Origin of the sequence: Bacillus glycinifermentans (assembly GCF_001042475.2) — a bacterium.
Lineage (GTDB): Bacteria > Bacillota > Bacilli > Bacillales > Bacillaceae > Bacillus > Bacillus glycinifermentans.
In genome coordinates this window covers 43,162-56,369 of sequence record NZ_LECW02000026.1, presented here as the reverse complement: position 1 = coordinate 56,369, position 13,208 = coordinate 43,162, and the positions used below count along the sequence as shown (strand labels likewise).

The following is a 13,208-nucleotide window of genomic DNA, read 5'->3' as shown; positions in this document are numbered from 1 at the left end:
TTAGGGCATAAAAAAACGCTACTTATCGTTTACACTATAAGTAGCGTTGGAATTTTATCAGTATGCGAGACTGAACAGACCTTTAATGTGGCTTAGGTAGCGGACATTGCTCGCTTCTTTCATCAGGGAAGCAGGCAGACCTTTCAAGGCTGTTGAGTTGGCGCCGATGATAGCAACCGCGTCTTTGCGGCCAAGGCTTGCAAGCGTACCTGAGTTAACAGGGCTGAACGTTTCCAATGATTTGTTTTCTAAGTATGCATACAGGTTGTATCCGATCAGTTCGCCCATTTGCCATGCAATTTGCGCTGTCGGCGGGTATGGACGGCCGTCTGGACCAAAGACAACGGCGCTGTCTCCGGCAACGAACACGTCTTCATGTGATGTAGACTGAAGGAATTCGTTTACAGTCGCGCGTCCGCGGTTGACTTCAAGACCTGATTCGCCGACAAGCGGGTTTCCTTGTACGCCGCCGGTCCAAACAAATGTGTTGGCAACCACTTTTGATCCGTCTTTCAGATCAATGACATTACCTTCTACATTTGTGACAGGAAGGCCTGTTAAAAATTCAACGCCGCGTTTTTCAAGGCTTGCAGTCGCGCGTTCGATAAGATCGTCCGGAAGAACAGGAAGGATTTTCGGACCTGCTTCAACCAGTTTCAATTTGATTTCTTTAGGGTCTACGCCGTATTTTTTCGTAAGGTTCGGCATGATGTCAGCAAGCTCGCCGACAAGCTCAACGCCTGTTAAACCGCCGCCGCCGATCAGGATCGTTGCATCAGCTTCATTTTTTGTTATAGAGTATTCGCGCACGCGTTCTTCAACATGCTTAAAGATTTTGTTCGCGTCGTTTGCGGATTTCAGTACCATGCTGTTTTCTTCAAGGCCAGGAATGCCGAAGTAAGCCGTTACAGAACCAAGGCCGACAACGAGTGCATCGTATGTTAACGTTGTGCCGTCTGATAGAGCCACTTCTTTTTTATCAACGGAAAAAGAGTTCACTTTTGCAATTTTAAGGTCGATGTCTTTTCCTTTGAAAAGCTTTGTAAGCGGCATTGCGATCGCTTGTTCTGATACGTTTCCTGCCGCAAGACGGTGCAGTTCCGTAATGATTTGGTGAGTCGGGTATTGGTTGACCACCGTAACTTTTGCTTCTTCTTTACTGTAATGTTTGCGCACTGTTAAAGCAGAAAGTAAACCGCCGTAACCAGCGCCTAGAATGACAATATGTTTTGACATCATGAATCCTCCGTCCTTATTCTAAATATATTCTGAAGGTGTTTATTTTTGTTTTTCGCGTTCTGACATGATTTGCAGGTAGCTTTGGACAAAGCGGAACAGTTTTTGAGCCTGCGGATCTTTCAGCATTCTTAAGAGGCCGAACAGTCCGATCACCTCGTTGCTTTCATCGGCGCGGTCTTTAGCTTCAATCGCTGTCGCCGCTACTTCTTTCACCGTATCTTTTACCGGCTCAAGAATTTCTGTAATGGCACCTACAGTATCGCTTTTTAATACTTCATCAGTTGCTACGGATTGCGCGAAATCATAAGACTTCGTCAAAATGTTCACCAGTTCAGTCAGCTTTGGAAGCTGGTCGACTAGGACAGTCAAAGACTCCTGCACTTCAGGCTTTAACAGCTGATCAATAAGATCACGTTGGCTTTGACTAACAGATTCGTTTGTTTGATCGATTGTTTCCGGCATAACCAATTCTCCTTTACAATAAGCAATGTGCTATTTTTTGAAGGCAGTTTTTTGGTTTCGGTTTGTGAATTTATGCACAAACAAATCCGCAAAGAAGAACTGCCAAGTGTGTTTGTCTTGCTTTTTCAGCAATGGAACTGAAAAACTTGCAATCTCAAAACACGATGTATATTTTACTATTAAATAATAACATTTTTTGAACAAAAAATGAACGCGATTGTTTAGGAAATGAGATAAAATCGTCTAAAACTTGTTTAAAGCGACTTTTTTCATCCCTTTCATTTCCTGAATTGTGACTTATTTATCAGATTTAGTTTACATAACGTTTTTACGGTGTACTAATCTTCGTCCTTTACATCCGGATCTTCCGGGATCGGTTCATTGAGGATCGCTTCGACGAGTTCTTTATATTTTTCCATCTGTTCCAAATGTGTGCTGAATTGTTCTTTGTTGATTAAAAATTGCCGCCCGTCGTGAACGGCTCTGATCTTCTTTTCCCTGATGAGCTGTTCAATATAGGCCTCTGACAGCGACAAGTATTCTGCTGTTTCTTTTATCGTTACATACATCTTCCTCTGCTCCTTTTCGTCCAAATTAGGCGAACAATGCGATTTTAGCGTTCATAAAATAAGGTACATAAGTTTAGATGATGGAGGCACATTTACTATGTATTCAAAATGGAATTCTGAAACGCATTACCCGCCCGCTGCCTCACATCTGCCGCCGGGTCAAAGCCCGCAGCAGATGACTGAAAGACTGAAAAGCCTTGAGGATCAAATGGCATTGCTGATCAAGCTGATGGAAAGCAACAATCAGCTGCTGCGTTCCATTGAGGAACAGCAAAACCGCGTCTGCACATCGGGCGGCGGCGGATCGGTCATTGTCCGTATGTAGCCCCTACTGGTGATCAAAATAAAAGAGGAAGGAATTGATCCTTCTTCTTTTTGTCCTTTTGAAGTATACTACAGATTTTAAAGGCCGGAAAGCCGGGCGATTTCATGGTAGGCTTGAGGGTTTTCAAGCATCGACAAATCGCCTGAAGGTTCGTTTAAATAAGCCGCCCGAATGAGCCTTCTCATCACTTTTGCATTTCTTGTCTTCGGCAGATCGCTGACGAAATACACCGCTTTTGGCTTGACCGCCTTTCCTAGCGTTTCGGCTGCGAATGTCAATAAATCGGCTTTCAATTTTTCCGAAGGGCGCACATCTCCTCTTAAAACCGCGAAGCAGACGACAGCCTGGCCTTTCAGATTATCGGGAACCCCGATCGCCCCGGCTTCAGCCACAGCCGGATGGCTGACGAAAACCGTTTCGATTTCCGCCGGTCCGATCCTTTTGCCGGCAACATTGATGACATCATCCGAACGGCCGCTGATCGTCCAGTACCCTTCCCCATCCTTCATTGCCCAGTCGCCGTGCACCCACACATCAGTCCAGCGGCTCCAGTAAGCTTTTTCATATCTGTCAGGCTCCTTCCAAAAGCCGTTTGTCATTCCGACCCAAGGCTTTGTCAGGACAAGTTCCCCGACTTCGCCGACGGTTTCGGCCCCATGTTCATTGTAGACATTGGCGGCCATCCCCGGCAGAGGCGAGTTAAAGGTCATCGGCGTGATCGGCAAAATCGGTACATTGCCTAAGATCCCGCCGGCGATTTCCGTTCCGCCCGAATAATTAAAAATCGGCAGCTTCCCTTTTCCGGCATGGCGGAAAAGCCACATCCACGGTTCATAGTTCCACGGCTCGCCCGTTGAACCGATGGCTTTCAGGCTGTCCAGATTATGCGCTTTCCGAAAATCTTCGCCATATAGCATCATGGTGCGGATCAGGGTCGGGGAGATGCCGAGGTGCGTGACGCGGTGCCTGCTGACGAGCTCCCATAGTCTATCAGGCTCAGGGAAATCCGGGGCTCCGTCGTATAATAAAACGGCAGCTCCGTTGATGAGACCGCCGAATAGTAAAAACGGCCCCATCATCCACCCCATATCCGTATACCAGAAAAAACGGTCACCATGCTGGACATCCATGCCGAAGCCGGCATCAAACGCTGCTTTAATCGGAAAACCGGAATGGGTATGAACGGCGCCTTTCGGCTGCCCTGTCGTACCTGATGTGTAAAGGACCATCAGTGTTTCAGAACTCTCCATCTCTTCCGTCTTTTCATACGGTTCCTGTTTCATCAATTCGTCCCAATCCACGTCCCTTGTTTCGTTCCAAGGCGAAGCAGTATCGTGGAGGCGGCAGACGACGACTTTTTCGACGGAAGGAGAACAGTTTGCGGCCTCATCCGCTTCTTTTTTCATGTCGACCACGTTTCCCCTTCTTTTAAACGCGTTGGCGGTGACGAGCATTTTTGCCTCTGCGGCGCGCAATCTCGCAGCTGCCGCATGGGCTCCGTAGCCTGAAAAAATCGGCGAAAATATCGCTCCGATTTTAGCGGCCGCCATCATGGCGATGACCGCCTCGGGGATCATCGGCATGTAAATCGCGATCACATCCCCTTTCGAGATGCCCTGATGTTTAAAGCCTTGGGCCGCACGCGCGATTTTTTCATGCAATGAGGAAAATGAGAGATGCCCTGTTCTCCCGTCTTCTCTTTCCCAAATGATGGCCGTTTTTTCGGCTGTTTCTTTTTGGCCGGCCCATTTTTCGACTGCATCGTATACGGCATTTAAGCGGCCGCCGGAAAACCATTTCGGCCACTTGATGCCTCCGTCCGTGTTTAATGTCTGATCGTACCTGTGAAACCAGGAGATGCCGAGAGCTTTTTCAGCTTCCTCCCAAAACCAGGCGATATCGTCTGTGCTCGCTTTCAAAAAATCGGCATAGTCTGAAAAGCCGAGCGACTTCATCCATTGAAACAGCCGGGTTGATTTGATAAATTCCGGATCAGGCTGCCAAACCGCTTTTTCAGTCATCATCGTTCTCCTTTCTTCTCCTCAATCAGACAGGATAGACCGGGTGCTTCCGTTGGGTAAACGTCATATATTTTGACATGTAGGCGCTGAGCCGTTTGCCGAGTTCTTCCCGTAAAGATCCTGCAGGCACAATTCCGTCGACGATCATTTCTGAAGCCAGACGGTAAATATCGATGTCTTTTTGATACTCTTCGCGCTTTTTGGCAATGAATGCGGCCCGCTCCTCTTCAGGAAGCTCTGCTATTTTATTGGCATAGACGGCATTTACCGCGGCTTCCGGACCCATGACGGCAATTTGCGCCGTCGGCATCGCAAGGCAGCAGTCAGGCTCAAAGGCCGGGCCCGCCATCGCGTACAAACCTGCGCCATACGCCTTTCTGACGATGACGGATAATTTCGGTACGGTTGCTTCTGACATCGCCGAAATCATTTTCGCGCCATGCCGGATAATCCCCGCCCGCTCGACTTTTGTTCCGATCATAAATCCCGGTATGTCGGCCAGAAACAGCAGCGGGATGTTAAAGGCGTCGCATAAATTGATGAATTTTGCCGCTTTGTCTGCCGAATCGTGGAAAAGAACGCCGCCTTTCATGCGCGGCTGGTTGGCAATGATGCCGACAGGCAGTCCGTCAAGCCTTGCCAGCCCGGTGATCAGCTCGGGTGCAAACCATTTTTTTATTTCGAAAAACGAATCCTCGTCAATCACCCGGAGAATGAGATCCATCATGTCAAACGGGGAGTTTTGGTTTTGCGGAATGATGTCTTCCAAAGGTTTCTCAAATCGTTTGGCGGGCCTTGCATCGGTAACTGGCGCTTTTTCTGCGTAGTTTGCCGGAAAGTAGGACAGGTAGCGGCGCGCTGAAAGAATCGCTTCTTCTTCCGATTCGGCCAGGATATCACCGCAGCCCGATACAGTGCAATGCATTCTCGCTCCGCCCATTTCTTCAAGCGTCACGTTTTCGCCGATCACCATTTTCGCCATTCGGGGCGATCCTAAATACATCGAGGCGTTTCCGTCAACCATGATGACGATATCGCAGAAGGCCGGAATGTAGGCGCCTCCAGCAGCAGAAGGCCCGAACAACAGACAGATTTGCGGGATGCGCCCGGATAATTTGACCTGGTTGTAAAAAATCCGCCCCGCTCCCCTTCTGCCGGGAAACATGTCGACTTGGTCGGTGATCCTCGCTCCGGCGGAGTCGACCAGATAAAAAAGCGGACAATGTAATTTTTCGGCCGTTTCCTGAATGCGGATGATTTTTTCGACGGTTCGGGCTCCCCACGACCCTGCTTTGACGGTCGAATCGTTGGCCATGACGCAAACGGTTTGTCCGCCGATTTTGCCGATTCCGGTGACAACCCCGTCCGCAGGAAGCCCTTCAGACAGACAATTGGCGAAAAAAGCGTCCTCGACATCGAGCCCTTCGTCAAGCAGCAGCTTCAGGCGGTCCCTGACAAACATTTTGCCTTTTTTCACGTTTGCGTCATGGTATTTTTGCGCTCCGCCTTCCATGATCTTTTCGATTCGGTGATTCAGTTTTTCATTCGCCATCGGCGTTAGTCCCCCGTTTCCTTTTATTCTCCCGTGTATTCGGGTTTCCGCTTTTCTGCAAATGCTTTAAGCCCTTCTGTCCGGTCGTTCGTCGGAATCGTCGCTTCGTACGCCTGTTGTTCGATGGCAAGCCCTGTTTCGATGTCCGTCTCAATCCCTTTATTAATAGCCAGCTTTGCCTGCCTGACGGCGACGGGACCGTTTGCCGCGATCGTTTGCGCGATGTCTTCGGTTCTTTCTTTCAGCTCTGATAATGGAACCACGTGTTCGACAAGGCCGATGTCACGGGCGGTCTGAGCGCTGATGCGGCGTCCCGTGTAGATCAGTTCTTTCGCTTTTCCCCGGCCGATTAAACGGGGAAGCCGCTGGGTTCCGCCCGCTCCGGGTATAATCGCCAGCGTCGTTTCGGGCAGGCCGGCTTCGATGTGGTCTGCGGCGACTCTGATGTCGCACGCCAAGGCGAGTTCAAGCCCGCCGCCTAAGGCGCTGCCGTTTAGAGAGGCGATGACCGGCTGAGGCAAGGCTTCTATTTCATGGATCACGCTTTGGATCAGGCATACAGCCTGTTTCGCTTCAGCGCGGTTCATTCTCGCCCGTTCCTTTAAATCAGCACCCGCGCAAAACGTCCTGTCTCCTTTTCCCGTGATGATGACGCAGCGGATGGCCGGATCGGATTTGATGTCTCTAAGAAGGCCGCGCAGCTCGCCGAGCAGCGCAAGCGACAGCGAATTTGCGGAATGCGGCCTGTTCAGCGTTAAAACGGCGATCTTGCCTTGCTGAACGGAGGATAAAATATTAGGCTCCACGATCGTCTCCCTCTTTCCTTTATGAAATAATGCCGGTTGATTTGGCAGCCTGCAAATTCCGGCTCGGAAGCTTCATTTCCGTTTTTTCTTCGATCCATCTCGCTGCCGCAAGGAGCTTACCCAAATCAACGCCGGTCTCGATCCCCATTTGGGCGCACATATAAATGAGGTCGTCTGTTGCCGCATTTCCGGAGGAACCCGGGGCATAGGGACAGCCGCCCAATCCGCCGCACGCCCCGTCAAAGGCTGTAATCCCCATGTTCATGGCCGTCAGCATGTTGGCGAGCGCCATCCCGCGTGTATCATGAAAGTGGAGGGCGATTTTTTCTTTCGGAAAGCGTTTCAGCAGCGCTTCCAGCATGAGCTCCACCTGTACGGGATTGGCGGCGCCGATCGTGTCCCCGAGAGAAAGCTCGCAAATCTCCATGTCGAACAGCGTATCAACGATGCGGATGATTCGGTCGAGCGGAACCGTTTTCTCATAAGGACAGCCAAAGGCAACGGACAGGTAGGCCCTTGCAGTACGCTTGGCCTTGGCGGCTTCCGTTGTGACCTCTTTCAGGACGGGAAGCGTCTCATCGATCGATTTGTTGATATTTTTCATGTTGTGGGTTTCGCTTGCCGACATGAATACGGCCGCTTCGTCGATGTCTCCTTCCAGAGCCCGTTCAAGCCCTTTCGCATTCGGAACGAGCGCCGCATACGTGACGCCGTGTTTTCGTTTAATTCCTTTTGCAACCTCCAGCGCGTCGGCAAGTGAGGGAATCCATTTAGGGTGAACGAACGATGTGATTTCAATATAGGAAAGTCCTGTCTCGGAGAGCATGTCGATCCAGGCGATTTTATCTCCGGCTGAAAGCACGACCTGTTCATTTTGCAGACCGTCCCGCGGTCCGACTTCCTTGATGCGGATGTTTTGCGGAATGTTCATGTCTTTTCCCCCAAACGCTATTGAAGTTCTAATAATACTTCACCTTCGTCAGCAAAATCGCCTTCGCTCATTTTGATCTCTTTTACGGTGCCGTCCGTTTCCGCAACAATCGGGATTTCCATTTTCATCGACTCTAAAATGGCGACTTCCTGTCCTTTTTCGATTGCATCGCCCGGCTTAACTAAAATCTTCCATATATTGCCCGCCATATTGATGACAACTGTGTTCATAAAAGCGCCTCCTTTTTTATTTCAATAGATGCTGCTGGATAAAATCGGTGTGCACCCCGCCTTTTTGAAACGCGGAAGAGCGTACGATGTCCTCAAGCAGCGGAATGTTTGTTTTGATTCCTTTTACTTTGTATTGTGAGAGCGCCCCGGTTAAGATGCGGATGGCTTCGTCCCGGTTTTTTCCTTTCACAATCATCTTCGCGATCATCGGATCGTAATACGGGGTGACCGCCGTGCCTGATGATACAGCACACTCGTGGCGTACGTTCGGATGCTCCGGCAATTGAAGGTCTGTAATGCGGCCCGGCGACGGAAAAAACGTTTGCGGATCTTCAGCGTAAATTCTGACTTCGATAGCGTGGCCGTTCCGTTTAACATCTTCCTGTGAAAACGAAAGGGTGTTGCCTTTGGCGATATGAATCTGCTCTTTGACAAGGTCGAGCCCGGTAATTTCTTCTGTAACCGGATGTTCGACCTGGAGGCGGGTGTTCATTTCCAGAAAATAAAAGTCATTCTTTTCATCTACTAAAAACTCGATTGTTCCCGCATTCGCATAGCCGATCGAAAGCGCTGCCTTGACTGCGGCTTCACCGAGCTTCGTCCTCATGCTTTCATCCAATAGAGGGGCCGGGGCTTCTTCGATGATTTTTTGCTGCCGCCTTTGAATCGAACAGTCCCTCTCCCAGAGGTATACAGCATTTCCGTATTCGTCTGTTAAGATTTGAATTTCGATATGGCGGGCGCGTTCGAGAAACCTTTCGATATACATAGTGCCGTCCCCGAAAAAATCGGCTGCCCTCTTTTTGTTTCCTTCATATGCTTTTTTCAAATCGTCTTCATTTCGGATGAGCTGCATTCCGATGCCGCCTCCGCCGAATGAGGCTTTCAGCATGACGGGATAGCCGATCTCCTCCGCTGTGCAGAGGGCTTCTTTTAGACCTGACAGGCTGTTCGTTGTTCCGGGCACGACCGGAACGCGAGCTTTTTCCATCGCTTTCCTCGCTTCGATTTTGTCTCCCATTTTGGCGATGACTTCCGGGGAAGGCCCGATAAACGTGATGTTCTCTTCTCTGCACCTTTCGGCAAACCGGCTGTTTTCCGAAAGCAGGCCGTATCCCGGATGGATGGCGTCCACACCTGCCTGCTTTGCCGTTTCGATGATTTTATCGATATTTAAATAGCTTTCGCTGACGCGCGGTTTGCCGATCAGCCACGCTTCATCGGCGGCTTTCACATGCAAGGACTCCATATCGGCTTCAGAGTACACGGCAGCCGTTTGGATGCCGAGCCGTTTGCACGTGCGGATGATCCTAAGCGCAATTTCCCCGCGGTTGGCGATCAGCAGTTTTTTAAACAAAAAAGCTCCCCCTTTCATGACAATTTAAAAGCTTTCAGCGCCTGTTCTCTCAATCTGAATTTTTGCACCTTCCCCGACGCCGTCATCGGAAATTCATCTACGAACGCAATATAGCGGGGAACTTTATAGCGGGCAATTTTTCCTTTGCAATATTCCCGCAGCTCTTCAGCTGTTGCACATTCTCCGCTTTTTAGCCTGACCCATGCCGACACTTCTTCACCGAACGTTTCGTCAGGCACCCCGACAACCTGGACGTCGAGAATCTTCGGGTGCCTGTATAAAAACTCTTCGATTTCTCTCGGATAAATGTTTTCGCCGCCTCTGATGATCATATCTTTTAACCGGCCCGTAATCCTGCAGTAGCCGTCATCATCCATGACAGCCAAATCGCCGGTATGGAGAAATCCGTCATCATCGATGACTGCCGCTGTTGCCTGCGGATTTTTATAATAGCCTTTCATGACATGATACCCTCGCGTACACAGCTCTCCCTGTCTTCCCCTTTCCACCTCTTGCAATGTGTCAGGATCGATGATTTTCACTTCGATGTCCGGAAGGGCTCTCCCTACTGTTTCTACCCTGCGTTTGAGCGAATCATTGACCCTTGTCTGGGTAATGACGGGTGACGATTCTGTCTGACCATAGGCGATCGTGATCTCCGTAATCCCCATGTTATCCATGACCGCTTTCATGACTTCAGTCGGACAGTTTGATCCTGCCATGATCCCCGTTCTTAAGGAAGATAGATCATACGACGCAAAATCTTCATCGTTTATCTCGGCGATAAACATCGTCGGAACGCCGTGAAGCGCGGTGCATTTCTCGGCTTCAACAGCCCGGAGCACCTCTTTCGGGCGGAATTCCTGAACGGGAACCATCGTGGCACCGGCAGAAACGCATGCCAAATTCCCGAGCACACAGCCAAAGCAGTGAAAAAAAGGCACGGGGATGCACATCCGGTCTTGAGCCGTTAAATTCATGCATTCCGCAATATTGGCCGCATTGTTTACCAGGTTGTAATGGGTCAGCATGACCCCTTTCGGAAAACCCGTCGTGCCTGATGTGTACTGCATGTTGATCACATCGTGTTCACAAAGGCTATCCATTCTTTCTTCAAGCTCTTTTTCGCCGACCGATGCGGCTTTTTCCAGCATGTCATCCCAAAGGTGCATGCCGGGATGCCTCGCCTTCCCGAGAACGATAATATGTTTTAAAAAAGGCAGTCTGCCAGATGTGAGTCTTCCGGGCTTTGAATCTTTTAATTCAGGAAGCAGTTCGTAAAGAATATCAATATAAGAGGTGTCCCGGTAAGACTCCATTAAAATAAGCGTGGTCGCATCCGATTGTTTGAGCACATATTCGAGCTCTGCTGATTGATAATTCGTATTGACTGTGACAAGTACGGCCCCGATTTTTGCGGCGGCAAATTGTGCGGTCAGCCATTCCGGTGTATTCGAAGCCCAGATCGCAATGTGTTCGCCTTTTTGAATGCCGAGAGCCATCAGCCCTTTTGCCGTATGCCGGCATAGCCTGTCAAATTCCAGATACGTATAGCGGAGGCCGCGGTCGGGATAGACGACGGCTTCGTGTTCAGGCGCATGTTCCGCCGTTTTCTCCAACAGCTTACCGATCGTCAAATGAATCCGCTCTGCCAATCAATTCCCTCTCCTTTCAGTAAGCGTTTTCATTTTTAGGCGTTTTTTTGCATGCCGAGCTGTCTGGCGATGACCAGCCGCTGAATCTCTGATGTTCCTTCACCGATTTCCATCAGTTTTGCATCCCGCAGCATACGCTCCACACCGTACTCTCTCATATAGCCGTATCCGCCGTGGATTTGAATCGCCTGATTGCACACCCTCATCGCCATTTCTGAAGCAAACAGCTTGGCGAAAGCGGCTTCTTTCGTAAACGGGCGTGCTTGATCTTTCAGCCAGGCAGCCTTCAGCACCATATTGCGGGCGAGCTCGATTTCCAGGGCCATATCTGCAAGCTTGAACTGAATCGCCTGAAAGGAAGAAAGCGGGCGCCCGAATTGCTTTCGATCGTTGACATATCCCAATGAGGCGTCAAATGCGCCTTGGGCGATTCCGACTGCAAGAGCGCCGATCGAAATCCTTCCTCCGTCAAGCGTTGTGAGGAATTGTTTAAACCCTTTCTCAGGACTGCCCAGCAGGTTTTCCTTCGGAACGCGGACATTCTCCAATATAAGCTGTGACGTATTGGAGCCGCGCACGCCCATTTTGTCGTATTCACTTTTAATGGTGAGCCCTTCTGTGTCCGTCGGGACAATAATGGCTGAAATGATATTCTTCCCGTGTTTATCTTTGCCTGTCACTGCTGTGACGATGACTGTACGGGCAAACCCCGCGTTTGTAATCCAGCATTTTTCGCCGTTGATCACATAGTCGCTGCCGTCCTCGCGCGCTCTTGTCTGTGTGCCTCCGGCATCAGACCCGGCATTTGGCTCTGTCAGTCCGAACGCTCCAAGCGCTTTGCCTGAGGCAAGCGGTACGAGATATGTTTTCTTTTGTTTCTCCGTGCCAAAGTAGTAGATCGGCGAAGCGCCGAGCGACACGGCCGCCGCATAGCTTAGTCCAGTGCTGCCGCACGCCCTGCCGATTTCTTCGACAGCAAGTGCGTATGAAATCGTATCCCCTCCCGATCCGCCGTAGTCTTCCGGAAACGGAATCCCGAAAAGGCCGAGCTCCCCCATTTTCTTGAAGGTTTTAAGCGGAAATTCCCCCGTTTTGTCAACGTGTTCGGCATGCGGCGCGATTTCCTGTTTTGCAAAGTCTCTGACAAGTTCGCGAACCATTTTCTGTTCTCTGGTCAATTCAAAATCCATCAGATGCCCCCCTTTTTTGGATCGTCAAAATCCTTGAGCAGCAGAACTTTGTTAACATTATATTGAAAAAGTGCGTCTTTCATGCCAGCAGTTTTCGGACAGGCAAGATTGTCCCGTTTGAACATTGAGCTTGAGCCCATTGTACAGGCAATCACTGCACCTTGATATAAAAGATTAGCGTTGATACTTACCTTTATGAAAGTACCTGTACTAAAAGTGCATACTTACATATTTTCAGTTTGCATTTTATACTCAGGATAAAATCACGCTTTTTAGGAGGGAAAGTCTTTGAAAACTCTTATTATCGTTACACACCCAAACATCGAAACATCAATCATTAATAAGCGCTGGGTAAACGAACTTCAAAAATATCCGGAAAAGTATACTGTTCACGAATTGTACAAGGTTTACCCGGATGGAAACATAGACGTGGAAACAGAACAACAATTGGTTGAATCTCATGGCAATCTTGTTCTGCAGTTCCCTATACATTGGTTTAATTGCCCGCCTCTTCTTAAAACATGGCTTGATGATGTTTTAGCTTATGGATGGGCTTACGGTTCAAATGGTGGGGATAAATTCAAGAATCGCAAAGTTGCTCTAGGGGTAACTGCCGGAATCAAAAAAGAAGATTATCGTGAAACCGGGAGGTACCGGTATACACTTGGACAAATATTGGTTCCGTTTGAAACGACATTCCTTTATTGCAATGCAGATTATCGTTCGTTCTTTGCATTTTACGGCAAAGAAAATAGCCCGGGCGGCAACGAAGAGGAAGAAAATGAACCAGGTGCAGGCGAATTGGAAAAAAGCGCGCAAGATTATTTAGATTTTATTGACAATCTATAAAAAGTAAAAAAGAGGTGTTTCC

The 13,208-nt window shown here is 49.3% G+C and carries 13 protein-coding genes; 2 read left to right on the top strand and 11 right to left on the bottom strand.

Going from position 1 to position 13,208, the window contains the following annotated elements:
• Window positions 1-57 precede the first annotated feature (57 nt).
• The 3 genes from AB447_RS16190 to AB447_RS16180 all read right to left on the bottom strand — a co-directional run bounded on the left by AB447_RS16190 (window position 58) and on the right by AB447_RS16180 (window position 2,270).
• Window positions 58-1,236, bottom strand: coding sequence for an NAD(P)/FAD-dependent oxidoreductase (locus AB447_RS16190; RefSeq protein ID WP_048355170.1), 1,179 nt, complete (start codon window positions 1,234-1,236; stop codon window positions 58-60).
• 42 nt (window positions 1,237-1,278) lie between these two features.
• Window positions 1,279-1,701, bottom strand: a complete 423-nt coding sequence (locus AB447_RS16185; protein ID WP_046131452.1) for a helical membrane plugin domain-containing protein — start codon at window positions 1,699-1,701, stop codon at window positions 1,279-1,281.
• Window positions 1,702-2,039: 338 nt separating this feature from the next.
• On the bottom strand, window positions 2,040-2,270 hold the full coding sequence (locus AB447_RS16180; protein ID WP_046131453.1) for an excisionase family DNA-binding protein: 231 nt from the start codon (window positions 2,268-2,270) through the stop codon (window positions 2,040-2,042).
• A 97-nt stretch (window positions 2,271-2,367) separates the two neighbouring features.
• Between AB447_RS16180 and AB447_RS16175 the strand changes: the two genes are divergently transcribed.
• On the top strand, window positions 2,368-2,595 hold the full coding sequence (locus tag AB447_RS16175; protein ID WP_048355171.1) for a hypothetical protein: 228 nt from the start codon (window positions 2,368-2,370) through the stop codon (window positions 2,593-2,595).
• A gap of 77 nt (window positions 2,596-2,672) precedes the next feature.
• Here AB447_RS16175 and AB447_RS16170 read toward each other — a convergent pair whose 3' ends face one another.
• From AB447_RS16170 to AB447_RS16135, 8 genes are read right to left on the bottom strand one after another with little or no spacing between them, the layout of a single operon-like run.
• Entirely contained in the window at window positions 2,673-4,616 is a 1,944-nt protein-coding gene (locus tag AB447_RS16170) for an AMP-binding protein (RefSeq protein WP_048355172.1), read from the bottom strand.
• Window positions 4,617-4,641: 25 nt separating this feature from the next.
• Window positions 4,642-6,168, bottom strand: coding sequence for an acyl-CoA carboxylase subunit beta (locus AB447_RS16165; protein ID WP_057957660.1), 1,527 nt, complete (start codon window positions 6,166-6,168; stop codon window positions 4,642-4,644).
• A gap of 23 nt (window positions 6,169-6,191) precedes the next feature.
• Window positions 6,192-6,974, bottom strand: coding sequence for an enoyl-CoA hydratase (locus tag AB447_RS16160; RefSeq protein WP_048355173.1), 783 nt, complete (start codon window positions 6,972-6,974; stop codon window positions 6,192-6,194).
• A gap of 19 nt (window positions 6,975-6,993) precedes the next feature.
• The gene (locus AB447_RS16155; protein ID WP_048355174.1) at window positions 6,994-7,905 is read right to left on the bottom strand and encodes a hydroxymethylglutaryl-CoA lyase; all 912 of its coding nucleotides are present in this window, start codon (window positions 7,903-7,905) and stop codon (window positions 6,994-6,996) included.
• A 17-nt stretch (window positions 7,906-7,922) separates the two neighbouring features.
• A complete protein-coding gene (locus AB447_RS16150; RefSeq protein WP_048355175.1) occupies window positions 7,923-8,135 on the bottom strand; it encodes an acetyl-CoA carboxylase biotin carboxyl carrier protein subunit in 213 nt (70 codons plus the stop codon).
• 16 nt (window positions 8,136-8,151) lie between these two features.
• Window positions 8,152-9,492, bottom strand: a complete 1,341-nt coding sequence (locus AB447_RS16145) for an acetyl-CoA carboxylase biotin carboxylase subunit (RefSeq protein WP_048355176.1) — start codon at window positions 9,490-9,492, stop codon at window positions 8,152-8,154.
• 14 nt (window positions 9,493-9,506) lie between these two features.
• The gene (locus AB447_RS16140) at window positions 9,507-11,147 is read right to left on the bottom strand and encodes an AMP-binding protein (protein ID WP_048355177.1); all 1,641 of its coding nucleotides are present in this window, start codon (window positions 11,145-11,147) and stop codon (window positions 9,507-9,509) included.
• A 35-nt stretch (window positions 11,148-11,182) separates the two neighbouring features.
• Window positions 11,183-12,337: an acyl-CoA dehydrogenase gene (locus tag AB447_RS16135; protein ID WP_048355178.1), complete on the bottom strand. Its 1,155-nt coding sequence runs from the start codon at window positions 12,335-12,337 to the stop codon at window positions 11,183-11,185.
• A 288-nt stretch (window positions 12,338-12,625) separates the two neighbouring features.
• Here AB447_RS16135 and AB447_RS16130 point away from each other — a divergent pair, with 288 nt between their 5' ends.
• On the top strand, window positions 12,626-13,186 hold the full coding sequence (locus AB447_RS16130) for an NAD(P)H-dependent oxidoreductase (RefSeq protein ID WP_048355179.1): 561 nt from the start codon (window positions 12,626-12,628) through the stop codon (window positions 13,184-13,186).
• Window positions 13,187-13,208: the final 22 nt, after the last annotated feature.

What these genes read in the sequence shown, in the direction of transcription:
- AB447_RS16190 (WP_048355170.1), bottom strand. Translation starts at nt 1,236, where the DNA reads ATGTCAAAACATATTGTCATTCTAGGCGCTGGTTACGGCGGTTTACTT.
- AB447_RS16185 (WP_046131452.1), bottom strand. Translation starts at nt 1,701, where the DNA reads ATGCCGGAAACAATCGATCAAACAAACGAATCTGTTAGTCAAAGCCAA.
- AB447_RS16180 (WP_046131453.1), bottom strand. Translation starts at nt 2,270, where the DNA reads ATGTATGTAACGATAAAAGAAACAGCAGAATACTTGTCGCTGTCAGAG.
- AB447_RS16175 (WP_048355171.1), top strand. Translation starts at nt 2,368, where the DNA reads ATGTATTCAAAATGGAATTCTGAAACGCATTACCCGCCCGCTGCCTCA.
- AB447_RS16170 (WP_048355172.1), bottom strand. Translation starts at nt 4,616, where the DNA reads ATGACTGAAAAAGCGGTTTGGCAGCCTGATCCGGAATTTATCAAATCA.
- AB447_RS16165 (WP_057957660.1), bottom strand. Translation starts at nt 6,168, where the DNA reads ATGGCGAATGAAAAACTGAATCACCGAATCGAAAAGATCATGGAAGGC.
- AB447_RS16155 (WP_048355174.1), bottom strand. Translation starts at nt 7,905, where the DNA reads ATGAACATTCCGCAAAACATCCGCATCAAGGAAGTCGGACCGCGGGAC.
- AB447_RS16150 (WP_048355175.1), bottom strand. Translation starts at nt 8,135, where the DNA reads ATGAACACAGTTGTCATCAATATGGCGGGCAATATATGGAAGATTTTA.
- AB447_RS16135 (WP_048355178.1), bottom strand. Translation starts at nt 12,337, where the DNA reads ATGGATTTTGAATTGACCAGAGAACAGAAAATGGTTCGCGAACTTGTC.